23 protein-coding genes are annotated in these 24,005 nt (G+C 60.0%); 6 read left to right on the forward strand and 17 right to left on the reverse strand.

All coding sequences use genetic code 11. The features are described 5' to 3' along the window. The first annotated feature begins 104 nt into the window (after positions 1 to 104). Entirely contained in the window at positions 105 to 2,615 is a 2,511-nt protein-coding gene (locus tag M0D64_RS07440) for a cation-translocating P-type ATPase (RefSeq protein ID WP_266257170.1), read from the forward strand. Between the two features lie 46 nt (positions 2,616 to 2,661). Next, entirely contained in the window at positions 2,662 to 3,258 is a 597-nt protein-coding gene (locus M0D64_RS07445) for a hypothetical protein (RefSeq protein ID WP_266257171.1), read from the forward strand. Positions 3,259 to 3,391: 133 nt separating this feature from the next. Here the strand turns inward: M0D64_RS07445 and M0D64_RS07450 are convergent, their stop codons facing one another. Beyond that, positions 3,392 to 3,943, reverse strand: a complete 552-nt coding sequence (locus M0D64_RS07450; protein ID WP_266257172.1) for a cytochrome b/b6 domain-containing protein — start codon at positions 3,941 to 3,943, stop codon at positions 3,392 to 3,394. Next, on the reverse strand, positions 3,940 to 4,209 hold the full coding sequence (locus tag M0D64_RS07455; RefSeq protein ID WP_266257236.1) for a PepSY domain-containing protein: 270 nt from the start codon (positions 4,207 to 4,209) through the stop codon (positions 3,940 to 3,942). Before M0D64_RS07455 ends, M0D64_RS07450 begins: the two co-directional genes overlap by 4 nt. A 219-nt stretch (positions 4,210 to 4,428) precedes the next feature. On the opposite strand from M0D64_RS07455, the gene M0D64_RS07460 reads away from it, so the two are divergent. Continuing rightward, positions 4,429 to 5,091: a response regulator transcription factor gene (locus M0D64_RS07460; protein WP_266257173.1), complete on the forward strand. Its 663-nt coding sequence runs from the start codon at positions 4,429 to 4,431 to the stop codon at positions 5,089 to 5,091. A gap of 23 nt (positions 5,092 to 5,114) precedes the next feature. After that, positions 5,115 to 6,461 (forward strand): ATP-binding protein, encoded by a 1,347-nt coding sequence (locus M0D64_RS07465; protein WP_266257174.1) that lies wholly within the window; start codon positions 5,115 to 5,117, stop codon positions 6,459 to 6,461. A 77-nt stretch (positions 6,462 to 6,538) separates the two neighbouring features. Here the strand turns inward: M0D64_RS07465 and M0D64_RS07470 are convergent, their stop codons facing one another. The 6 genes from M0D64_RS07470 to M0D64_RS07495 form a co-directional block, all read right to left on the reverse strand. Next, positions 6,539 to 7,489, reverse strand: a complete 951-nt coding sequence (locus M0D64_RS07470) for a universal stress protein (RefSeq protein WP_266257175.1) — start codon at positions 7,487 to 7,489, stop codon at positions 6,539 to 6,541. Positions 7,490 to 7,767: 278 nt separating this feature from the next. After that, complete coding sequence (locus M0D64_RS07475) at positions 7,768 to 8,241, reverse strand: YbhB/YbcL family Raf kinase inhibitor-like protein (protein ID WP_266257237.1); 474 nt, start codon at positions 8,239 to 8,241, stop codon at positions 7,768 to 7,770. A 402-nt stretch (positions 8,242 to 8,643) separates the two neighbouring features. Continuing rightward, on the reverse strand, positions 8,644 to 8,802 hold the full coding sequence (locus M0D64_RS07480; protein ID WP_154563341.1) for a hypothetical protein: 159 nt from the start codon (positions 8,800 to 8,802) through the stop codon (positions 8,644 to 8,646). 201 nt (positions 8,803 to 9,003) lie between these two features. Next, the gene (locus M0D64_RS07485; RefSeq protein WP_097389460.1) at positions 9,004 to 9,351 is read right to left on the reverse strand and encodes a hypothetical protein; all 348 of its coding nucleotides are present in this window, start codon (positions 9,349 to 9,351) and stop codon (positions 9,004 to 9,006) included. 124 nt (positions 9,352 to 9,475) lie between these two features. Next, positions 9,476 to 10,057, reverse strand: a complete 582-nt coding sequence (locus tag M0D64_RS07490; RefSeq protein ID WP_266257176.1) for a hemerythrin domain-containing protein — start codon at positions 10,055 to 10,057, stop codon at positions 9,476 to 9,478. Positions 10,058 to 10,274: 217 nt separating this feature from the next. Further along, on the reverse strand, positions 10,275 to 10,895 hold the full coding sequence (locus M0D64_RS07495) for a c-type cytochrome (protein WP_266257177.1): 621 nt from the start codon (positions 10,893 to 10,895) through the stop codon (positions 10,275 to 10,277). 873 nt (positions 10,896 to 11,768) lie between these two features. Here M0D64_RS07495 and M0D64_RS07500 point away from each other — a divergent pair. Beyond that, a complete protein-coding gene (locus M0D64_RS07500; RefSeq protein WP_266257178.1) occupies positions 11,769 to 12,353 on the forward strand; it encodes a hemerythrin domain-containing protein in 585 nt (194 codons plus the stop codon). A gap of 154 nt (positions 12,354 to 12,507) precedes the next feature. Here M0D64_RS07500 and M0D64_RS07505 read toward each other — a convergent pair whose 3' ends face one another. The 3 genes from M0D64_RS07505 to M0D64_RS07515 are packed head-to-tail and all read right to left on the reverse strand — an operon-like array spanning position 12,508 to position 15,207. Beyond that, a complete protein-coding gene (locus tag M0D64_RS07505) occupies positions 12,508 to 13,035 on the reverse strand; it encodes a TniQ family protein (RefSeq protein WP_266257179.1) in 528 nt (175 codons plus the stop codon). Further along, complete coding sequence (locus M0D64_RS07510; RefSeq protein ID WP_266257180.1) at positions 13,013 to 13,882, reverse strand: TniB family NTP-binding protein; 870 nt, start codon at positions 13,880 to 13,882, stop codon at positions 13,013 to 13,015. Before M0D64_RS07510 ends, M0D64_RS07505 begins: the two co-directional genes overlap by 23 nt. Positions 13,883 to 13,890: 8 nt before the next feature. Further along, positions 13,891 to 15,207: a Mu transposase C-terminal domain-containing protein gene (locus M0D64_RS07515; RefSeq protein WP_266257181.1), complete on the reverse strand. Its 1,317-nt coding sequence runs from the start codon at positions 15,205 to 15,207 to the stop codon at positions 13,891 to 13,893. 108 nt (positions 15,208 to 15,315) lie between these two features. On the opposite strand from M0D64_RS07515, the gene M0D64_RS07520 reads away from it, so the two are divergent. Then, the gene (locus M0D64_RS07520; protein WP_266257182.1) at positions 15,316 to 16,731 is read left to right on the forward strand and encodes an ISKra4 family transposase; all 1,416 of its coding nucleotides are present in this window, start codon (positions 15,316 to 15,318) and stop codon (positions 16,729 to 16,731) included. Positions 16,732 to 17,297: 566 nt separating this feature from the next. Here the strand turns inward: M0D64_RS07520 and M0D64_RS07525 are convergent. The 6 genes from M0D64_RS07525 to M0D64_RS07550 form a co-directional block, all read right to left on the reverse strand. Beyond that, positions 17,298 to 18,677 carry an MFS transporter gene (locus M0D64_RS07525; RefSeq protein ID WP_266257183.1) on the reverse strand — a complete coding sequence of 460 codons (1,380 nt, stop codon included), beginning with the start codon at positions 18,675 to 18,677 and terminating at the stop codon, positions 17,298 to 17,300. Between the two features lie 77 nt (positions 18,678 to 18,754). Next, positions 18,755 to 19,642, reverse strand: coding sequence for a formyltetrahydrofolate deformylase (purU, locus tag M0D64_RS07530; protein ID WP_266257184.1), 888 nt, complete (start codon positions 19,640 to 19,642; stop codon positions 18,755 to 18,757). 23 nt (positions 19,643 to 19,665) lie between these two features. Continuing rightward, a complete protein-coding gene (locus M0D64_RS07535; RefSeq protein ID WP_266257185.1) occupies positions 19,666 to 20,106 on the reverse strand; it encodes a dihydroneopterin aldolase in 441 nt (146 codons plus the stop codon). A 43-nt stretch (positions 20,107 to 20,149) separates the two neighbouring features. After that, the gene (locus tag M0D64_RS07540) at positions 20,150 to 20,737 is read right to left on the reverse strand and encodes a sarcosine oxidase subunit gamma (RefSeq protein ID WP_266257186.1); all 588 of its coding nucleotides are present in this window, start codon (positions 20,735 to 20,737) and stop codon (positions 20,150 to 20,152) included. After that, positions 20,727 to 23,723 carry a sarcosine oxidase subunit alpha family protein gene (locus tag M0D64_RS07545; RefSeq protein ID WP_266257187.1) on the reverse strand — a complete coding sequence of 999 codons (2,997 nt, stop codon included), beginning with the start codon at positions 23,721 to 23,723 and terminating at the stop codon, positions 20,727 to 20,729. Before M0D64_RS07545 ends, M0D64_RS07540 begins: the two co-directional genes overlap by 11 nt. Then, positions 23,720 to 24,001, reverse strand: a complete 282-nt coding sequence (locus M0D64_RS07550; RefSeq protein WP_266257188.1) for a sarcosine oxidase subunit delta — start codon at positions 23,999 to 24,001, stop codon at positions 23,720 to 23,722. Before M0D64_RS07550 ends, M0D64_RS07545 begins: the two co-directional genes overlap by 4 nt. Positions 24,002 to 24,005 lie beyond the last annotated feature (4 nt).

Raw genomic sequence — 24,005 nt, forward strand, 5'->3', positions numbered from 1 at the left:
CCGGATCGTCGCGGAGTCGTGCACATCTGTAAAAGCTGTCCAGATATGGGCCGGCCCTGAGCGGCCTGTTCCGTGTCGCAATCCGCGTACTGATGGACACCAGAATGCAGACAAATCCCGTTGAGCCCGGCCCGGACGTAGTCTCTGGCCACGTCGAATTGGCGCCGCCGGCCGGGCATGCCGACATGAAGCGTGGGCTGTCGAGCGCGCAGGTGGAGGAGCAGCGTGTCCGATTCGGCCGCAACGTTGTGGACTCAACGGCCCGGCGCACATGGTGGCAGACGCTGTGGGAGGTACTCCGTGAGCCCATGTTCCTTCTGTTGCTCGTTGCGAGTGGTATCTACTTTGTGCTCGGGGACGTTTCGGAGGCACTGACGCTCCTCGCGTTCGTGATTGGGATCGTCTTTCTCACGGTTTTTCAAAGTCACCGCACCGCACAGGTTCTCGACGCTCTTCGCGAACTGTCCGCACCCCGCGCGCAGGTACTTCGAGACGGGCAACGGCAACTCGTTTCCGCTGCCGAACTGGTGCCGGGCGACTTGGTTTTCGTCGACGAAGGCGCACGCGTGCCCGCGGACGGCACCGTGACGGAGGCTCACGAACTGAGCGTAGACGAGTCACTATTGACGGGCGAGTCCGTTTCGGTGAACAAGTCCGTGGCGCGAGTCAATGCACTTCCGGAGGAAGATCCAGGCGGGCAGCTTTTTTTCGGGTCGATGGTGGTGCAGGGTCAGGGGCGCATGATCGTGACTGCGACGGGGCCGGATACGACGCTCGGTCGCATTGGAAAGTCGTTGACCTGCATCGCGGAAGCCCGCTCGCCGTTGCAACTGGAGACGAGAACATTCGTCAATCGCTTCGCGTTGGCGGCGATCGCGCTGTGTGTGCTGCTCGTCGTGGCCTATCGTTGGCGCTCCGGGGAATGGCTTCCAGGCGTGCTCGCCGGGATCACGCTGGCCATGGGGATTCTTCCCGAGGAGATTCCCGTGATACTGACCGTGTTCATGGCGTTAGGGGCTCGCCGCATTGCTAACGAAGGCATGCTGACGCGCCGCATGAGTGCGATCGAAACCCTTGGCCAGACCTCAGTGCTGTGCGTCGACAAGACGGGCACATTGACGCAAAACCGCATGTCGGTGCGCGTGCTCTTCGCGCAAGGAAAGCGGCACGTCATCGATCAGGCCACGCAGTGCGTTGACGAGGCGTATCACGAACTCATTGAATATCTGGTGCTCGCCAGCGAAATCGAGCCGGTCGATCCAATGGAGCGTGCGTTTCACGAAACAGGCCGGGTTGGGCTCGCCGGCACGGGACATCTCCACGAGGACTGGTCGCTGGTTCACGAGTACGCTCTCTCGCCGGAATTGCCGGCCATGTCCCACGTATGGCACGCGCCAGAACTCGACCATCACGCAGTGGCCTGCAAGGGCGCGCCAGAAGCGGTCTGTGCTTTGTGTCACCTGGGCGAACTGGAAACGCAGACTGTTCTTGATCAGGCCGCGCAGATGGCCGCGGGTGGGCTGCGGGTGCTTGGGGTAGCCAAGGCACGGCACTCACGTCCCGATTGGCCGGAACAGCAGCATGACTTCGAGTTCTCTTTCGTGGGGCTGGTCGGCCTGCTGGACCCGGTCCGGCCGGAGGTCGCAGGTGCCATCGCAGAATGCCAGGCAGCCGGCATCCGCGTTGTGATGATCACCGGCGACTATCCGTCGACGGCACGGGCGATTGCGACCGAAGTCGGCATCGACGGCGCGCGAATCGTGACCGGCCAGGAAGTGGCAGGGATGGACGACGCACAGCTTCGCGAGGCCATAGAGAACGTTGACACATTCGCCCGCGTCAAACCGGAGCAGAAGCTACGGCTCGTCAACGCGCTCAGGGAAAGCGGCCAGGTGGTCGCGATGACCGGTGACGGCGTGAACGACGCGCCCGCGCTAAAGGCGGCGCACATCGGCATTGCGATGGGGCTGCGCGGCGCCGAGGTTGCACGCGAGGTAGCCGCGCTGGTTCTGCTACGCGACGACTTCGCGCCGATCGTGTCAGCGATCCGGCTGGGAAGGCGTATCTACGCCAATCTCGTGGAAGCGATCAGCTACACGGTTGCCGTTCACATTCCGATGATAGCCGCCACCATGATTCCGGTTCTTGTCGGCTGGCCGCCGATGCTTGCGCCGGTTCATATCGTTTTTCTGCAACTGGTTATCGATCCGGTCTGCTCGGTCGTGTTCGAGAACGAGCCTGAACGCGAGAACCTGATGCGTCTGCCGCCGCGTCGCGCCGGCGCGCGGCTGCTATCGAATCGCGCATTGGCTCAAGGGGCCGCGGCAGGCGCTCTGGCCGCCATGCTGGTGCTGACCCTGTACGCTGGCCTGCTGACTCATGGCTACCAACTGCCCTTCGCTCGCACACTCACATTCGTATCACTCGTAGCGGGCAATGTTGCGTTGATCTTTGTGATCCGCGTGTTGCAGCGGTCTGGGAGCCGTGCCCATGCGCCTCAGCAGAATCGCTACCTTCCGATTGTTCTGGGCGTAACGGGGGCAGCGCTTCTGCTTTTGTTGACCGTTCCTGCCCTGGCGCGACTGTTTGGACTGGTTGCGCTGCTCAGTCCCTGATGCGGGCGTATAGCATGCACAAAACCGACTTGCGGAGAGTCCTCCTGTGATGACGATGGCAGTGCTCTTCGTGGCCATTTTGCTGCTCAACCTCATTCCGGCCTTCGCGCCTCCGACATGGATAGCGATGTCGTGGATGGGTTCCAATCATCCCGAGCAGAATCCGCTGCTGCTCGCCGTCGTCGCGGCGAGCGCTGCCACGACGGGACGCCTGATTCTCGCGCAATGCTCCGGTTGGCTCGTGCGCGGACACCTGATGCGCGAAGCGGATCGGCAAAACATCGACGTGGTGAAGGTCTGGCTGGAAAAAAGGAAGGCGGTCACCGCGGGGGCACTGCTGCTGTATGCATTCAGTCCATTTCCATCGAACTACCTGTTCATTGCATACGGGCTGACCAGGTTACGCCTGTGGCTCATCGGCGTGCCTTTCTTTTTTGGGCGTCTCGCAAGCTATGCGGTCTGGACGCACCTCGCGCAGTTGACGCATTCGTACGTCGATCCGGAGACAGAGCTGGAAGGCGGGTATCTGGGCGCTTATTTCATCGCTTCCCAACTGGTGTTGTTGGGATTGGTGTTCATCTTCATGAAGCTCGACTGGGCACACCTTCTGAACGAGCATAGGTTCCGCTTCAGGCGGCAGTAAAAAGCATCTGGAAACTGGCGGACTTGAGCGCCGGACCGGACCTGCAACCATAGGCGAACCTTGGGGGGATCTCCGGGCGAACTTGTCTAACCGCGAATAGCCGGCCGGTGCACTTGTACCAGCCGGCGAGGTTTTAATCTTTGCGCTTGCGGCCGGTAAGCATCGCGCTGACCAGATTCTCCCGGTGACGCCAGCTTGCCAGCAAAACGCCACCGACATGAACTGCGACACACACCAGCACTGCGTTGGCGCTTGCCCCGTGTAGAGTTTCCAGTGCCTCCGAACCCCAGAATGCATTGGTCGTAAGCAACCATCCTGTCACGCCCGTCGCGGTGAGTAGCACAAGAAGGGCAATGATCATCGCCCCGCCCGCAGGGTTATGTCCGAGGTACCGCCGCTCGCGGCCCGCCACCATGGCTCTCGCGTATTCCGCAAAGGCGCGCGGTGTCGGTACGAAGTTGGCAAAGCGGGCGTGGTACGTTCCCGCGAAGCCCCATACGATACGCGCGGCCACCAGTCCAAGGACCGCGTAGCCGAGGGCATGATGGAGGGTTCCGCCGTCTTCGCTCAAAACGTATGCCCCACCAAATGCACCCACAAGGCCCCAATGGAACACTCGTATGAACAGGTCCCACACTAGCGTTGATCGGGCGGCGTCGCCTTCCCCTCGGCTCAGTGAACTCATTCGTTGACCTCCTCGCTGACAGCCTTGCCATTGACAGGATTGACGACCATCTCGTGATGATTGCCCTTCTTGTCCAATGCATAGACCTCGTAACAGGTCCCCTCAGTCTTGACGGGCTTGACCTGGTAACCCTGTTTCTCCAGTTGGCTCGAAACTTCCTTGTCCTGCATCCATTTTGTTTTTGGTTCGGTGGTGCAGGATCCAGTTGCATGCGCGGCAAACGGCAGCGCAATCAGGGCAACCGCAGCGGCGAGGCGAACATTCATCGTTTTCACGTGGAACTCCATAGTCAGGTGGGTTGATTCAATATCGACGGTGCTATTTGCAGATGCATGCTGCAACGCGAGCCTGAAGGGAATCTTAAGCAGAACATCGTCGCGCAGGCATGCGAAGCGGGATTAGACTTGACGATCGATGCCCATGATCAGGGCTAGTAATTTGCAGCGGGCTCCGCTGCCTGCCTGTTCCTTTTGGAGTGCGACGAAATGCGAGTGTTACTTGTCGAAGATGATGATTTGATAGGAAGCGGCGTCGAAGAAGGTCTGCGCGATGCAGGAATGACGGTCGACTGGGCGCACGATGGCCGGGAGGCGATGCTGGCGCTGACTACAACAGAGTACGAGCTGGTGGTGCTCGATCTCGGTCTGCCGAGACTATCTGGAACCGAGTTGCTGGATTGGCTGCGAGCCCGTCGCGACGATACGCCCGTTCTGGTCATGACCGCAAGGGACACGGTAGCAGATCGGGTAGGCGGCCTGACCGCCGGCGCTGATGATTACCTCGGCAAGCCCTTTGATCTCACTGAACTGATTGCGCGCTGCCGGGCGCTTTTGCGCCGCGCGCATGGCCGCAGCGTCGAGACGATCGAGTATCAGGATCTGAGCGTCGATCCCTCGAAATTCACGGTCACACGTAACGGTTTGCGCCAGCCATTGACTTCGAGAGAGTGCGCTGTGCTGATCGAGCTGCTGACGCATCAAGGGACTCCACTCTCGCGCGCCCGCCTCGAGGAAAGTCTTTACGGCTGGCAGGAAGAGGTAGAGAGCAATGCCGTTGAGGTGCACATCTCCAATCTGCGCAAAAAGCTCGGACCTGGATTGATCAGGACGATCAGGGGTGTTGGGTACGTTGTGGAGAAGACATTGTGACAGGGTCAATCCGTCAACGTCTGATGCTACTGGTGCTGGCGAGCGTCTCGGTCGTGTGGGTGGCAGCCCTCGTTTCGAGTTATCGCCAGGCCGTTCTTGAAACCGGTGAGTGGGACGACGCGCGAATCGAACAAGCGGCCCGCACACTGACGCTCGTGGATACCAATGATCTGGCAGCGCTTACCGAAGATGGATTTCATACATCCGACGATGACGGCGACGATGACCTGTCACGCCGGCTCCTTTATGAGGTACGCGACGCCGAAGGGCGCCTGCTTGCAGCGAGCCCCGGTTTACCGCGTGCTGCCGCGAAGGAGCCGCCGTCGTCTCAGGCAGGGGCGGGCGCTGTACCGAAATACGACGCGCTCAAATGGAATACCTACGTGCTCCATGACGCGGCGCATGGCAGGAGTGTGCGGGTATTTGAACGTAGCGATAGCCGCGCTGATCTGGGCGCAGGAGTGGCGCGCCGCATCGCGAAGCCGCTTGCTTATGCGCTGCCGGTTCTTGCACTGCTGATCTGGGTGGGCATTGGCAGCAGCCTCGCGCCGCTTAAAACACTCTCGCGGGCCATCGGTGCCAGATACGCCGGCAATCTGGACCCCATTGATATGCGTCGCACGCCAGCCGAAGTGCGTCCCTTGGTCGATGCGCTTAACGTTTTGTTCTCGCGGCTGCGAGGGTCACTCGACCGTGAGCGGGCCTTCACGGCCGATGCTGCACACGAACTCAGGTCGCCACTGGCGGCGATCAAGGTTCAGGCACAGGTCGCTCTTACCACGCGGGATCCGGCAAAACAACGCCTCGCGATGCAGCGGGTCGTTGAAGGTGTCGATAGGAGCACACATCTGGCGGATCAACTTCTGTTGCTGGCGAGACTTGACGAAGGTGTATCCGCACCGGCTTCGACCGTGGAACTCGATGCCATTGCCCGCGAATGCATCGCTGCTCACGAAGCGAATGCGTCGTCCAAAGGGATCGGGTTAGTCCTGAACGGAGATACACACGTGACGATGTTAGCGGAGCCCGCACTCGTGCGTATCCTGCTGGACAATCTGGTGGACAACGCTATCAAGTATGGCGAGACGGGAGGTAGTGTCGAGGTCGTGACCCGGCGAACGTCGGAGGCGACCCTACTGCTTGTGCGAGATAACGGTCCAGGTGTAACGGAGCAGGACAGGTTACGTCTGAGCGATCGCTTTTTCCGGGCTGGGGGAAGCCGTCAAAGCGGTAGTGGATTGGGGCTCTCGATCGTCGCGCGAATCGTGGCTCGCCTTGACGGACATCTAACCTATACATCGGGCATTGACGGCCGGGGGTTGGGCGTCGAGGTCGGCTTCCCGGCCACCCGTTCCCCCAGCTCGCCATAAACGCTCGCAGCGTTGCACGATTCATTGGAGCAGGCCGGCATATCGATTCATGCGCAGTGCCTCGTCGACACGTTGTGTCACGAGTCTCGCGCATGAACAAGCAGCAACGGCGTCTGCGTAATATGCGCGACACGGCCTGAGACGCTGCCCAGCAGCCATCGCGCTACTCCGCGTCGGCCATGTGTGCCCATAACCACGAGGTCAGCATTCCAGTGACCTGCCTGGCGAACGATCGCGTGGGCGATGTCGTCTCCTGTCTGCTCGGTACTGATGAGCGCGGTATCGCAGTGACAGGACGAACCGGCGAATATTTCCGCTGCCGTGGCAAGCGTCGCTTTACCCTCTTCGATAAACGCGTCTTCAAGCACACGAATGGGTACAAAATCCGTCAGACGCACCGCGCGATCGACGACATAGACCGCCCGCATGCTGACTTCCGGCTTCGCAAACCGCATGCCGTACCTCAAAGCCTCAAACGACGGCGCGCTTCCGTCGATCGCGATCAGAACCCGTTGCGGGGGGCGCGCCAACTTTTCCTCGTGGGAAGGCGGCACGATCAGGAGCGAGCATCGGGAATGAATTGTCAGTGGCTGGGACACTGTGCCTTCGACCCAGCGCAGTAGTCCATGATGCTGACGTGCGCCGACGACCAGAAGATCGGCACGCCAGTCGTCGGCAGCATCGATCAATGCCGTGGCGATGTCGCCACCTCGCTTCGAAAGGTCGACTACATCCTCTTCGAGGCCAAAATCACAACCCGCCAAGACGTGCTTTGCCTGAACGAGTGCATCTGCCGCGTCACGCAGAAGTTCCGCGCGTGCGGCATACAGTTCAACACTCGCCTTCGCATGCAAGGGACTAAGCGTCCGAGGATTGTCGGCGACGCTCACGAGGCGAATGTGCGCAGTAGTTGGGGCGATGTTTCGGACGAACTCTGTTGCGCGCAACGAGGACGGTGACAAATCCACCGCGACCAATATACGATCGATTCCTGACGGAGCATTCTGGCTGACGTATGAGGTACTCACGATTCCGCCTCGATATCAAATCCATTGTCCACGACGACGAGATCACAGTGTGTATCGTCTTTGTCCTCGCGATTTGATCAGAATCAAACGCTCTTGTGAACGTACATCCGACATCAGGAATTTCAACGTCATCAAGCTCGAACGACTGCTTTCCGGCCGTGAATTTCAGGTCCTCAGTGACCGCTTGTGGCCGATCTCTTCCTGACGCGCGTGGATAACGTGTCGGCACCACTGGATTTCCTTTGTCCTCAATCCCAATTCATGCAACGACGCATCGCTCATCGCTTCTGATAGGTGCCGATTAGTTCCGCGTGCGTTAGTACGTGCCCCTGCATGGCCTTTTCAAGCGCCGCCTTGCTGGGCCCTTTCAAATCGGGCAGTACGGTGTCGAGCGCATACAGCTTGTGGAAATAACGGTGGCGTCCCACGGGCGGGCACGGGCCCCCATAAGCGGCACGCTTGAAGTCATTGATGCCTTCGAGTGTACCGCCCGGCAAAGCCTGCGCCGCAGCGCCATCGGGAAGCCGAGTTGCCGTCGGCGGGATGTTGTAGAGCACCCAATGTACCCAGGTAATTTTCGGCGCGGCCGGGTCCGGCGCGTCAGGGTCGTCGACGATCAGCGCCAGGCTTTTTGTGTTTGCGGGCACGCCGGACCACGCGAGCGGCGGCGATACGTCGGCGCCCTGGCATGTATGCTGCGCGGGAATTTCGCCGTTCTGTCGGAAGGCTTGCGACGTTAGCGTCAGGGTCATGGTGCGCTCCTCGGCGGCAACGATGGATGGCTGTCCCGGTGTGAAGATCAATAAGGTGAGCGAGAGCGCCGGCAAGGAACGCGAGGCCCGTGCCCTGGCCGCTTGTTCAAGGCGCTTGAGGTGGGTGTCGGGCACGTTGAAGTCTCTCATCGTCACGCTCCGTACCCTGTTCATCACGGCGGCCGGTGATTGGTGCGCGCCCTGCGCGAGTCGCGGCGGAAATCGAAGCGCGGCTCATCGTCACATAAGTGCCGCCTGAGCAAAGATGGCTGTGGTCGATAAGTATCGCGCACGGGTCGCGGAAGTGCGACAAGCAGGAGAACTACTGCCGAAGATTGTGAGTTCCGATATATCGCACGAACCCCCGCTGGAATGCGGGGCCTTTCATTTTGCGATGCGGCATCAATGTTTGTGCCGGTGCAGCCAACCCATATGGTGCGAATCAAGCCACTGGGCCATCCCCTCTGCGGGGTGATCGCGCCTGTAACGTTGTGCCACCATGAACCCGGCGACCAACAAGACCGCCAAGCCGACAACGAAGTAGATCATAGACTGGGTCATGGCAGCCTCCTTATTAGGTCGCGACCATGCTTATATTGTAGGTCAGCGGTTACCGAAGTGGCGTGCGGTCCGAGTGCACGATTTCACCGCTCGCATCAATATGCGAGCTTGCGCCGACGCGGAGCGTTGGCGTCCCAAGTCGACCCTAACGGCACAGTCGGCATTGCTGAAAGCGGACCTGGCCGGCACGCAGAACTCGCGTTACAGGGCGTACTGCAAAGCCAGGTCGAAACCGATGACGACCAGCGAACAGCCGAGACCCGCAAGGAGATTCGCGACCCGGTGTTCGAAATCGTGATCCCGGCTCATCCACGCCCCAATCAGGAAAATGCCTTCAAAGACGACCTGGAGCGCAACGAACACAAGCATCAGCAGAAACTCGTAACCCATGAACCTGAAGTTCGCGAAATTCATCCCGTAATCGAAGATCCACCTGCCCACCCTATGCACCTCATACGCCAGCAGCAGGATCGGAAAGAGGTAACTGGCAACATAGGTCGGCACGCTTGCGTGCCGCAGTTCCAGGTGAAAGTGACGAGCGGCTTGCATATCCCCTCCCGCGTCGGCGTTTGGTGCTCACAAAAACTCTTTGTTCAATGACGCGGCCACGGATCCCGCTGATCCGCACTTGCATCACGTGACCGGCCACCCATCGCAACGCGCAACCGGACTGCTAACTCTCCGCCTCCGGGATCGTTTTAACAATCATCTTGAATAGTTTGCCGAGATCGTCTTCAAGTTTTGCCCCTTCGAACGGATCATGATTTGCGCCAAAGGCGGCGTCGACTTCAGCCCAGTCTTCTTCTGTTAGCAGACGCCTGGCGGCCGGCAAAATCACCGTCTCTTCCATACACCGGTGGTCTGCATAAAACTCGGCATACGTATCCACCAGGGCTCGCAGCTCCCGAAGTGCGGGAGCACCCTTCAATTCATACCGGGTCAGCGCGTGCTCGATATCCCTCAACCTCACGTCACCTCGAGCGTGCTGGGACTCCAGCTCCGTAAGGACGTGGTCAAATTCATCCGTCCGATCGCGCAGCGGCATGAACAGATAGCGATCCTCTTTAGGATGATGCACCTGCTGAGGGTACTCGCGGATGTAATAAAGCATCGCCCGAAGCACCATGAGGCCCGGAGCCGGCGTACCTGCTGCCAGCAGGCCCACAAAGCGCCGCATGCCCTCTACCACGGTCGACATCTGCTCGTGTTCATGAAGGATGACGGTTATGGCGGAACGCGTTACCAGAGCCTGCATATCAAACTCCGCAGCAGTACATGAAAAGCATTGGCGAATCGATTTGCTGCTTCACACCAGTGGCATGGGCAGGAAGCTGCGCCGATACCTTAATGCTAGTCATCCTCCGCTGGACATCAAAGCGCGCTAACACCACAGCTTTGATGGAGATCAACGACTGTGCGGACATGGTGGACCATGGGGCCAGCACCCGTCGACCGCATAAATTGGCAACCACTTATCTGGATTGCAGAAAGGCCGCAACCGCCTTCGCCTGGTCGGCGCTCAACGTATGCGCGACGGCGGTCATCACGGGCGCGTTGCCGCGGGTACCGTTCTGGAAGACTTCGATCTGATGCAGCAGATACTCCTGATGCTGCCCTGCGAGGCGCGGAAAAGTACCGGCCCCCTGGGCCAGCGCACCGTGGCATGAAGCGCAAGCCGGTACGCCCTTGTCCGGCACGCCGTGTTCGAAGATCTCCTGCCCCTTGGCCATCAGGGTGGGGTCACCCGCCGCCCCCCGGGTTGCGGCCTGACGCGAATAATAATCGGCCAGCGATTTGACGGCTGCCTCGTCCAGCAGTGCGGCCATACCCCACATGTAATCGCGGGCAGCAGTTTCACCGCGCGCGTGATCGTGGAATCCCTTGAGCTGGGCTTCGATGTATTCAGGTGTCTGGGCGTTGAGCTTCGGAAACATCGGCGATTCGCTGCGCCCGTGTACACCGTGGCAGCCAGAGCAAATCTGCCCGGCAATGCGGGCGCCATCTTCGGCTTGTGTGAGGGCTGGTATCAAGGCGATGCCAGCGGCGGCAAATAGCGCGACCGCAGACATCCGGGGAGCAAATATCTTTTTCATGGACGTTCTCGTCAGGCTGAGCGGATTGAAAGTATCAGTGGCCGGGCCATCTGCTCAGCATATGAGCTATCCAGGCTCGGCGCGCAGAGAAAGTTGATGGCAGGCGTGCGGTTTCACACATACGAAACGGCGCGGGTACTGTTCCCCATCAAACTGGAGGGCAACGAGGGGTGGGGCGACGACACCAGTCATGCGCTAAAGCTTCACATTCTGTCCGCACGGATGGCGGTCGAGTTCGCTGGCGACCCCAGACTGGCGTGCAGCCTGATTGCCGAACGAAAGTCTGACATTGAGCACGACCCAACGGCTACGAGGGCCGCCTCGACATTGTTCCACGGGCAGGTAAGCTGCTACATATAAGACATTGTTCACACCGCGATCTCGAGGTGGCGATGCACGGAGCCTTTTATGTAGCCCAGGATGAACTTGCGGACTGGCCGGACCAGATAATTGAATCGTGAATGCCGAGAATGACCACTTTGCGGCGCTCGCGCGAATGTCTCCGCATGGCCCGATGCAACCGCTGCGGAAAGTTGCGGCGTAGGTTACGCCCCTCTCCGGCCATATGCGACTGCGCCGGCACGAAGACCGCTACCATGGGACAACCGCCATCCCTGCTGTCATGTTCGCTGCCTTGTACTCGGCCGAAGTGCATGTGGCACGCAAGTCACGCCCCAGCCGTCTGGTCCAGCGGGATCTCCACGCACTGATGCCGCGGTGGATTGACCTGTGTCAGTCCTTCTCGGGTCGCAACCAGTAGTATTTGAATTGCACTGATCGCGCTGGGCGCTGCCGACCGCGCCGCAAGGAATGCATTTCCGCTTTGGCCCAGACGGTCTATCGTGCACTTGATCCATTTCAATGGAGCACGCCATGGCCGACCCACTTGCCGTATGGCACATCGAGCACATTAATTTCGCCCGGCTACTCGACATTCTTGAAGAACAGGTAGCTGCGCTCGACCGGAGTGAGAGCCCGAATTACGCTCTCATGGGCGATATCCTTTACTACATGCGGAATTTCTCCGATCGTGTTCATCATCCACGGGAAGATGTTGCGTACGCGCGGCTTGCTGAACGGGATCCCGGGACTCAAATCGTGGTGAACCGCCTTCTGCAGGAGCATCGCGTGATTGCCACGGCCGGCGATGAACTCCTGATTCGCATCAATGAAGCCGCGGGAGATATTGTAATCCCGCGCGCCGCTCTGGAGGCGGCCACGGCCACGTATCTTGTGTACTATCGTCACCACCTTTCCACTGAGGAGCGAGACGTGATGCCTCGCGCTGCGCAAGTGCTGACAGAACAGGACTGGGATACAGTCGATGCGGCAGTACCGGCTAGCCCCGATCCGCTTTTCGGAGACAATGTACTTGAGCGCTTCGAGGCGCTTCGCAGGCAGATCGCTCTGGACGCGCAGGTGTCAAAGGACTTGGTCCAGCCACCGAACACTCATTGATTGGCCCCGGCTACAGGATGCTGTTCACACGCATCAGCGATGCAACAGCATCGGGCCCACCCCGTCCGTGGAATAATGTTCTGGCGCAGGTGTTGAAGTTCGTAAATTGCGCTAATAAGGTCCGTTGAAGCGCTAATCGTGTCCGTTAATTCCGCTAACGCAAACGGCGGTAGTCCTTGAACTTACGCATCTCGCGATAACGGCCGATCGCACGCAGCGCGGCAGCAAAGTGACCCGACAGCCGAAATACAGAGGCGGGAACTGTTTCCAGGAGCGTGTGATGCACGCTGCAGAATTCGGCTGTCGGCTCGAGCCACTCATGTTTCCAGCGCGGCGCCGATACGTCTGCGTCATTCAGCACGAGGCATCGGAAACAGTACGGCATGCAGCGCGGATTTATGAGCCAAGCCGACGGCGTCTGGATGTGCCTCAATCTGTCTTCATCAAGACGTCCGAGTGTTGCGAATCGTTGGAGCGCCGCCTGCGAAATCGGAGGAAAAAGAATCCATCCCGCAGTTCCAAGCAAGGGCAGCGGCTCGCTTGCGCTCATCTCCCACAGCATCGCAACGCTCACCTGATATCGCGCCGCGACACGGCCTAACCAGCCACCGAAGGCTTCTTCGTAGAAAGGCCGAGGGGCAATCGGCCATGGAGCTACGCTACTTTGCGACTCGACCGACATGCTCGAGATACGTGATGCCGATGTATTCGTCGCCGGTGCGAATCGACAGTTCGGCAGCGTTGCTTAGTAACGTGGATATCTCGCCCGTCAATCCACCCGTCGCGCTCAGAACAAATTGAACGATCTCGCGTCGCGCCAGATCCGATGGCTTGCGAAGCGGCAGCACACGTTCGAATGCCGCGAGAAGCCGCCGCAACCCGTCGCTCTCCCGCCACCGTGGAATTTCGAACGGCGTATAACGACTTATCATCTGGGTATCTGTTTGAAGCGCCAGCACCGCGTCGCGGGTGCCGACCAGAACCATGCTGATCTGAAGGTCATTGGCCAGGAACTTGAGGAGGTTCAGCGATGCGCGCTGCTCGCGATACGTGCCCGCCAGTAGATGGTGCACCTCATCAACGACAAGCATGCGGGGCGACACCCGCTTGAGAATATCGCGAGCTAATCGTTCAAGGGATGCCAGTCCGGCAGCAGCATTATGGGGGGCGCCTAGCTCGAACAGTAAGCCCGAATAGAATCGATGCTGGTCCGGGGTTGATGGCATCTGCATTGCGACGACCGGACAGCGTTCGACCCCGCGTCGCTCGTCAAACTCGTTGGGATGCGCACGTCGAAACTTGGCCGTGATTTTCGTCTTGCCAATATTCGAATCACCGTGCAAGAGCAGGCACGGCATCCGGTCGCGGCGTGGCGTCTCAAAAAGGCGCTGAAGTTGCTGCAGGGCTTGCGTCGCGCGGGGATAATCGATCCAGCGGTCGCAAAGAAGTCCGAGAATTCTTTCGTCGTTCCCTAACTCGGCCTGCTTTCTGGCGGCCGGTAGCAAATGTGCAAGCGTCCCATCCTTCATGTGTCACCTCACCATTGCTCTACGTCGAAGGCCTGAACTGGCGCGGCGTAATCGACCGTTTCAGCCTGATGCTCCGTGGTCTCACGCGTGAACGGGACAATCCTGTCGAGTAACTCTTCCAAAGGGACATTCTTTTTGCGTGACCGTCGACGCGCGCGAGCCGTTGTCTGCCTGGCTTTGGAGATCACGCGCCGTTGGTCTTCTATCGTCCTGAAAATTAGCGCTTCCGAGACAGTGTGCTGCCCTTCCGAACGAATGGCTTGCAACGCTGCCCGGTGTTCGGAAAGCGAAATGGCCGGCCGCCTCAAGTCGGCGTAACGGACTTCGAGGTAGTCGCCGCTTCCTGCCGCCACAAAAACGCGCGATAGATCTTCGGGATGGAATCGAACGGTTACCGAACGCCGTGTCTCGCGCCAGGCAACGAATATCGGATGCCAGTAACGAACATGGAACAGTGTCAGTCCGTAAAGCTGGATCTTCCTTTGCACAACAGGCAAAAAGCGGATCAGGAACCTCAGTTCAGCGTCGGTAGACGCGGGAAGCTGCTGCGAATCAGGGTTACGCGCGAGCATCCGCCACGTGTCGGCCGGCGTTGCTCCAAGCAGCCCACGATGCGGAACCTGGTGGTAGCGTCTGGCGATCTCGATCGCGAGCCATTGCTCGAATTCTCGAAGCGTCAGCGAGGCCGTCTTTTCGGACTGCCTTGCTTTGCGGCCTTTTGGGGATGATCCGGTTGCCCCTGGCAGGCCTCGGACGCGCTCCATCAGGGTGCGGTTCAAGCGCTCGATGTGCCCGCCGAAATGAGGACGCCCGACTGGACGATACATGAGGTGGATGCCATATTCCCGACACCCACTGCGAAGGGCCCTGCTCTTAAACTCGGCAGCATTGTCGAGATGGAGAACCCGCGGAATTCCACGCATCGGCCATTCTGCGTCTGCCTCGATCTTTGCGAGCCAAGGGGCTTTGGATAATGCCGCTCTGGTCAGCAGCAAACCAACGGTGGCCGCTCCGGGACGCTCCATGCCGACGTAAAAACTCAACACGCATCTGGTCGCCACGTCCAGAGCGATAGTGAGCCAGGGGCGGCCGATCACCCGTCTGTCGTATTCGCTAACCAGGACGACGTCCGCTTGTGTATGGTCGACCTGAACGATTTCCAAAGGGTACTTTGCGACAAGCGAGCCCGGCGCTGTCATCGCGTCGGGAAGGGCCGCGCGCTTCAGAGCGTCCGCCTCGCGATGCTGAGCCCACCGCCGGCCAATGGTGGTCCGGCTCGGTGGTTGCAGTCCGGCGAGTTCACATTTTCGTCGAACCTCCAGCATGAGATCCGTTGCAGGATGCGCCAATTGTCGTTGAGTGGGGAGTGGACGAAATCTGGGGGAGGCACGTCTGGTCTAAACTGCAACAGTTGACCTACTGGGGAGACGGCAATGGAACTGCGCTGGAAGATTCTTCTGCAACGACAGGGAACGGACGAGACGGTCCCGGTTTGTTCCGTTAAGCGCCCAGTGAATGGCGCTACCCCTGCCGATTTCGGATTGTCTCTTGCCGAAGGTCGTCAACTACTGGCTACGCTGCAACAACTCGTCACGCAAGACCAGATTAACGCCTACGATAAGCTTCGTCGGAACTGCCGGGAATGCGGCAGGTATCGGCGTATCAAGGACTGGCGTTCCCGGATTTTTTCGACTGCACATGGCAGAGTGCAGGTTAAGGTGCCGCGAGTCGTCTCCTGCTTGTGCACGCCTGAACCGTACGATGACAACGGGGAATCTATCAGTCTGCGGTTTTCAGAGTGTTCCATTGAGCCTCTGCTGCCTACGCGACGCACGCCGGAGCTATCGTACCTTTGCGCGAAACACGGTGCCTCCGTTTCCTATCGCGAGGCCGCACGTTCCGTCGCCGACCTGGCGGGACTGCCGACGCTATCACACACTACAGTCCGCAAAGATACCGTTCAGTGCGGCGAATATGTCGAAAACGAACAGTTCCGGATCGGATGGCTAGCTGGCGCACGAAAGCGCAACAGCGCCAGCCACCTGCGGATCGCGATCGATGGAACGGTATTGAGCGCGAACCAGTTTCAGGAAGTTCGCAAATTCGAAGTCATCGCAGGCAGGGTCGAGCGCGATGGCCAAATGGCGCGAAGATTTGTGTCTGCTTTGCAGCGTCCGAGCTTGACCCGGGTTCTTGTGGCGGGCGCACTCGATCAATGTGGTTGGGTTCCATCAACCATGATCGACGTGATCTCGGATGGTGCTCGCGGAATGCGCTCGCTGGCGACATCAATAGCTCCTCGTGTATCGCCCAGGATTCTTGACTGGTTCCACGTCAGCATGAAGCTGCGGGCTGTACGATCTTCAATTTGTGCGTACAACTATTTCTCTAAGCGACCTGAAATCATGCAGCGATCAGAGCGCCTTCTTGGCAGAGTGCGCGACGCGCTATGGCGCGGTCGGGGTGAGACGGCAATCGAAATGCTCCGCACGCTGGCCGCCTCTTTGGCAATCGCTGCAGAAGAACTGCCTTTTTTCTATCGACTCACCTCAGGTACTGCTTATCGTGCAACCGTCCGTCTGCTCACATTCCTCGAGCACAACAGAAAGGATCTTGTCGACTATCAACGCGCCAGAATGGAAGGGCGCCGTGTGTCGTCGGCGTCAGCAGAGTCCGTAATGAATCACTTGATCAACCGTCGTCTCTCAAAGCGGCAACAAATGCGTTGGTCCATGAAGGGGGCTCATTATCTACTACAGACCCGCGTTGAGCTGCTCGATGGAAGACTGGAAAGCTGCTTTCGAAACCGATACCCGCACTTCAGATCGCCCGAGGTCGTTGGACGCTGAACGAAGACTCCCCCACTTTTCGTCCACTCCCGGCAACTGTGAACACCAACAGCAGCAGGCGTACTCCGCCCGCTTCCGGTGGCTGACCACCCTCTTCCACCTGCATGGCATGCGCCTCTCCGAGGTCGCCGCCGGGAAAATGGGCGACTTCTCGCGCCGGCTCGGCGCGGACGGGCGCGAGCAGTGGTGGCTTGACATCCTCGGCAAGGGTGACCGGGAACGGATCGTCCCCGCGTCGCCCGAACTGATCGCCGAGCTGGCCCGCTACCGGAAGGCGAACGGTCTCCCGCCGCTTCCGGCTCGCACCGACGACACGCCGCTGGTCATCCCGTTCAGGGGAAAGAGCCGCTACATGTCGCGCTCAGCCGTGCACGACGCGATTAAAAGCGTGTTTGGTAACGCTGCGAACTGGTTACGCGCTCGCGGACCTGAGTTCACGGATCGCGCCAATGAGCTCGACCGTACGCCGGCGCACTGGCTCCTGCGACACGACAGACCCGCTCGCTTCGATCCGCTCGAGCAGGACCGATCGAGACAAGCGGAGCCTGACTTCAGTCCGATGGCATTCAGTCGGCGAGCGGCCCGCGCGATGTCTCACGACTCGCGAGCATGGCTATCAGAGCGACGCCTGCCGCGCCGACCATATACCAAGCCGGGGCCAGCTTGCTGCCGGTCGCATGGATCAACCACGTCGCAACGAACGGCGCCGTACCGCCGAACAGCGCATTCGCCGCATTGAAGCTGAACGCGAAGCCGCTGTAGCGCACACGCGTCGGAAAAATCTCTGACAGGAAGCAGGGCAGCGTGCCGTCGTTCATCGTCAGCAGCGCGCCAAACGCGATCTGGATCAGCACGATCGTCATGAAGCTGGCACCGACGAGTCCCTTGAAAAGCGGTACCGTCAATAGGGCAAACAGGATCGAAGCACCGATCAGCATCGTCTTGCGACCGACGCGGTCCGACAGCGCCCCCATGATGAAGATGAAGCCGATATAAGCCGCAAGAGAGATGGTGGCTGCAATAAAGGATTGCGTTTCGCCCATCCCCATCTCGGTCGACAGGTATGTCGGCATATAGCTCAGCACCAGATAGAACGCCACCGCGTTCAGGCACGTGACCCCGAACGCGATGAGCATCTTGCCGCGATGCACAGTCAGCAATTCCGTGACCGGCGCGCGTGCGACGTGGTGGGACATCTCAAGCGCCTTGAACTTCGGCGTATCTTCGAGGCGCACCCGGATATAGCGGCCAATCAGCCCAAACGGCGCGGCGAGCAGGAACGGCAGCCGCCACCCGAACGACTGGATCTGCTCGGAGGTGAGCACGGCATGCAGCACCGCGACGAAGATCGAGCCAAACAGCAGACCCGCAGCCGTGCTGGCCGGCACAATGCTGGTATAGACACCCCGCTTGCCCTCCGGCGCGTATTCGGCGAGGAATGCCGATGCCCCAGCATACTCACCGGAGGCCGAGAACCCCTGGATAAGTCGAACCAGCAGCAAAAGAATCGGTGCCATGACGCCAACCTGTGCATAGGTTGGCAGGAAAGCGATCACGAAGGTCGAAGCCGACATGATCAGGATCGACAACGACAGCGCTGTCCGGCGCCCGATCTTGTCGCCGAAGTGCCCCCAGACGATGCCCCCGATGGGCCGCACGATAAACGAGATCGCAAATACGGCATAGGCTGCAAGCAGTCCCGTCGCAGCGTCAGTCTTGGGGAAAAATACAACCGCAATGATGGTCGCGAGATAGCCATAGGACGCGTAATCGAACCACTCGACGAAATTTCCGATGAAACTGGCCATCGCGGCGCGCTTAAGCAGACGCCCGTCTGGCATCGGGGCGGCCTGACCATTGCCCGAAGTGTACGGGGGTGGCATGCCGACCTGTGAGATGACGCCAGCTGTCGCTGGCCGGCCTGAAACCGCTTTCCTGTTACTCATTTGTTGTCTCCAAACATGAATCGTGAGATTGCTGCGTTTTCGGCTGCGGCTCTTTCGCCCGCTTCACCGGCGTGTTCCTACTGAAGTACGACGGTTCGGTTACCGTTGATAAAAATTCGATACTCGATAAAAAGCTTGACGGCGCGCGCCAGCGCGAGACACTCCATATCACGTCCGGTCGCGAGCAGCCGGTCGGGGCCGTACGCGTGGGTGACGCGTTCCACGACCTGTTCGATGATCGGCCCCTCGTCAAGATCATCGGTCACGAAATGCGCCGTCGCACCGATCAGCTTCACCCCGCGTGCATGCGCCTGGTGATAAGGCTTCGCGCCCTTGAATCCGGGCAGGAACGAGTGGTGAATGTTGATTGCGCGCCCGGCGAGGGATGCGCTCAGACCGGCGGACAGCACCTGCATGTAACGTGCGAGGACGACAAGTTCAGCACCGGTCCGCTCTACCAGGCCCAGTACCTGCGCCTCCTGTTGTGGCTTGGTGTCGGCCGTCAGCGGTAGATGGTGGAACGCGATGCCGTTCGCGGCCGCAACAGGTTCGAGATCCGGATGATTCGAAGCCACCCCGACGATGTCCATCTTCAGTTCGTCCATGCGCCAGCGGAAAAGCAGGTCAGCCAGGCAATGGTCGAGCTTCGACACCATGATCAGCACTTTGGGTTTCACTGACATGTCGTGGATCGTCCACACCATGTCGAACTGGCTAGCGACATTCGCGAATTCCTCACGCAACGACGCAATGTCCAGTTGCTGCATCGATGCCGCATGAAAAATGCATCGCACGAAGAAACGGGCAGTGAATTCATCGTCGAATACACCGAACTCGTCGATATAGCATCCGCGATCATCGAGAAATCGCACCAGCGCAGCGACCTGCCCCGGTGCGCTGGTACAGGTGACGGTCAGCGCGAACTGTGGCGCCCGATCCTTCTGCTTCGTAGTGGTTTCAGTCATGGGGACTCCGTATGTGGCATGTGTCAGGCGTGCGTGGCTTCGGCGAGGTGTGCAGCCGGCAAACGGACACGCCGGCGCAGATAGTCGTGACGACTCCAGCGCAGGCGCACACCCACCTGCGCCGCCGAGCGCACCGCGTGCGGCTTGTAGAGCGTGAGCATCGCGTCTTCGAGCATGGCGTAGCGGTCAAACGCCAACGCCAGCAGATCGGCGGCGAGTTGCTCGACCAGGTCCGTGTGTGTCTGCGCGTCGAGGTACGCGCACAGCATCCGGCAGAACGCGTCGTAGTCGAGGCACTCACCGATCTCCTCCGGTAGCGCCTGACTTCGACAACGCAGTACCGCATCAATCACCACAGGCTGGGCTACGCGTTCGTGATTGTGGATCCCGACGCGCGTCTGTGCGCGCAACTGATCGATCACGACATCCCATTCGACCGTCGGCCCTGCTTCCGGATGTTTCATCGAACGACCTCCTTTCTATGACGTGGACCAGCCGGCGCGCGTGCTATGCAAGATACGGCTGTGCCGCATCGAGCAGCATCAGACAGCAGTATTCGGCAAAGCTGCGCCGCACGATGACCTGGAAACGGTCATCCCCGTCACGGCACAGCGTGATGCCTGCCTTGAAGAAGTGCGAGGTGGCGCATCGCCCGTCTGCGAACACGCGTCGATGCAGATCGAGCGGGCAGCCGCTTGCCAGCACCTCTCGCGCATGGGTACCCGAAATGTCGAATACCGTGTAACCGCTACTGACGTCGACGACCGCGTAGTGTTGTCCGTCAAGCGCTTCGCGCAAGGCGTGTTCGAGCTCAGCCGCCATATCCTGGGTAGACTGGATCAGCCACTCGTCCGGCCCCATCCACCAGACTGCCCGTTCACCTGCCGTCACGCGACCACCGGACTGCTTCGGCAATGGGACGCCAAGCATGCGCTGCACGGCCACATCAAACGCAGTACCGTTGCCGCGCAGTGTGAGAAGCGTCACGAACGGCCGCTCGGTGAACCGAAAGCGCTTAGTTAAGCCACCCGATGCAGTGGCAATCCGCGCTTCGATACCGACGAGCGGCGACTCCTGAACCAGATCATTCAACATGCTGACGTACCCCTTCCGGATCGTAAAAAACAGGACTGCACACCTCAGCCTCGACACAGCGTGTGGCGGACATCGACACAAAGACGCGTTGCCCCATCCTGTCGAGGCCGCCTTTGACGACCGCCAGCGCAATCGACCGCTTCAGGATCGGACTCATATAGCTCGACGTTACATGGCCGAGCATTGGCGTGACGCCCTGTGTCGCAGGTTTGGTTACGATCTGTGCGCCTTCGGTCAGCGTGACGCGGGGGTCCACCGGCTTCAGTCCAACGAGCTGCTTGCGTCCCGCACCCTGTGTATCCGAGCGCGACAGCGAGCGCTTGCCGAGGCAGTCCTTCTTAGCGACCATGCCACCCATGCCGAGATCAAACGGCGTGACCGATCCGTCCGTGTCCTGGCCGACGATGATGTAGCCCTTCTCTGCACGCAGAACGTGCATGGTTTCGGTGCCATAAGGCGTGATATCGAACTCCCGTCCCGCGCTCATCAGCGCTTCCCACACACCACGCCCGAAGTTCGCAGGCACGTTGACTTCGTACGCCAGCTCGCCCGAGAAGCTGATTCGCATGACCCGTGCGGAGGCGCTGGCAACGGTGCCGTTGCGATACGTCATGAACGGGAATGCCGCGTTTGCGAAGTCGATGTCCTTACACACCTTCTGCAACACCTTACGGCTGTTCGGCCCGACCACCGCGAAAGTCGCCCAGTGATCTGTCACGGAGTTCAGGTGCACGTTCAGATGCGGCCATTCCGTCTGCAGCCACCGCTCCATCCAGTTCAGCACACGCGCAGCGCCACCCGTGGTTGTGGTCATCATGTAGTGCTGTTCGCCGAGGCGCACTGTCACACCATCATCGAAGACCATGCCGTTCTCGTCGAGCATCAGTCCGTAGCGGCACTTACCGACTTCCAGCTTGCTCCATGGATTCGTGTACAGCCAGTTGAGCAGCGTCGCTGCATCCGGGCCCTGAATGTCGATCTTGCCGAGCGTCGACGCATCCAGAATGCCGACGCTGTTGCGTACCGCGAGGCACTCGCGCGCGACCGCCGCGTGCAGGTCCTCGCGGTTTTTTGGGTAGTACCACGGCCGCTTCCAGTTGCCGACGTCTTCGAATTGCGCGCCGTGTGCTTCGTGCCACGGATGGATGCAGGTCTTGCGAACCGGATCGAGAAAGTCGCCCAGTTCACGCCCCGCGATCGTGCCGAACGTCACCGGTGTGTAGTTTGGCCGGAACGTCGTGGTACCCGTCTCGGGAATCGTCTTGCCCAGTGCCTGGGCGAGGATCGCCATCCCGTTGATGTTGCCAAGCTTGCCCTGATCAGTGCCGAAACCCATCGCCGTGTAGCGTTTGACGTGCTCGACGGAGTGATAGCCCTCGCGTGCGGCGAGCAGGATGTCAGATGCTGACACGTCGTTCTGGAAATCAACGAACCGCTTGGGACCGCGCGATGCTTTATCCAGGTTCGCAACCAGCCAGAGCGGCAACAGCGGTTGTTCATTCGAGGCCTTCGCCTGCCACTGATGCACAGCAGGATCCGGCAAGCCCGTGAACTGGGCAGCCCATCGACCAGCCTTGACGCCATCATCGAGCGTCTCCGGCAGCTGGAACGCGCCTCGCGCGGCGCCGATGCTGCATTCTTCCTGGACGCCTGCGCCCGGAATGAAGCATGCCTTGTCGTCGTTCCAGAGTGCCTTGCCGCCCGACTGCGCAAAAAGGTGCAGCACGGGATTCCAGCCGCCCGACATGCCCACCAGGTCACAGCCGAGGGTCGCGATGCGTTGACCCACGCGCCCCTGTGCATAGCGGGCAACGGTGACGTTGCGTACGCGTTCCTTGCCACCTGCGTCAATCACAACGGCGTTGTTGACGATAGCGATCCCACTGCGCGCCGCCTGTTGCGGCAGTGCCCCCGCGCTAGCGCCGCGAGGATCCACAACCGTCACGTCTGTCCCGTGTATCTTGAGATCGAGTGCGGCGCGATACCCTTCGTCGTTGTTTGTGAAGATCACCGCACGCCGGCCTGGCAGCAGACCATACCGGTTAATGTACGTCGAGATTGCCGACGCCAGCATGATGCCGGGCAGGTCGTTGTTGCCGAAGACCAGCGGTCGTTCATGGGCACCGGTCGCCAGGATCACCTTCTTCGCGCGGATCTTCCACAACCGCTCGCGCGTGCCGCTGCGCGTTGAAACGGGCAAATGGTCGGTCAGACGTTGTGTGACTGTGACGAGGTTGTGGTCCTGATAGCCGAACGCAGTACTACGGCTCAGGACTGTCACGTCCGGCATTGACGAAAGCTCGGCCTCGATCGCGCGTACCCAGTCGCCCGCGGGCTTGCCGTCAATCTTTTCTGTGCCCGACAGCAGACTTCCGCCCAGTTCGGGCTGGTCGTCAACCAGAATGACCCGCGCCCCACTCGCGCCTGCCGTTCGTGCCGCAGCCAGCCCCGCTGGACCCGCACCGACGATCAGCACGTCACAATGCGCAAAGCGCTTGTCGTAGCGGCTCGGATCGTTCACCTCCGGCGACTTGCCCAGACCCGCGGCATGGCGAATGCGTTCCTCGTATTTCGGCCAGAAGCTGCGCGGCCACATGAAAGTCTTGTAGTAGAAGCCAGCCGGCATGAAGCGTGCAAACTTCTCGTTGATCGCCATGCGATCGTGCTCGAGACTCGGCTCAGCGTTGACGCTTGTCGCGCCGAGCCCCTGGTAAAGCTCGACCTCCGTTGCACGCGCGTTCGGAACGGTATGCGCGCCGCGCTCCAGCTGTACCAGCGCATTCGGCTCCTCGACGCCCGCGGTCACGATGCCGCGCGGCCGGTGATACTTGAAACTGCGTGCGACGAAATGTACGTCGTTGGCAAGCAGCGCGGACGCCAGAGTGTCGCCCTGAAAGCCCTGATAGGTCCGCCCGTTGAAGGTAAAAGTCAGCGGAATAGCGCGATTGATGCGCCCGCCCGATGGCAAACGGTTCTGCTGGGTCATGCTGGTTCTCCTTCTTTCGCATTGCCGATCTTGCTGACTGACTTGAATGCGTACGTCACGGTGTCTCGGTCGGCATTGAACCAGCGTCGGCATCCCTGCGCATGGTTCCACTGCTCGCGGTGCAACCCGCGCGTGTTCTTGCGCATGAACAGGTAGTCGCCCCACTCCCGGTCAGTGCGGTTTTCCGTGTCAAGCGGCCGAGTGATGTCAGCTTCACCGCCGTACGAGAATTCGGATTCGGCGCGCGGTCCGCACCAGGGACATTGAATGAGCAACATGGAT

It is taken from the genome of Paraburkholderia sp. WS6 (assembly GCF_030464835.1).
GTDB classification, from domain to species: domain Bacteria; phylum Pseudomonadota; class Gammaproteobacteria; order Burkholderiales; family Burkholderiaceae; genus Paraburkholderia; species Paraburkholderia madseniana.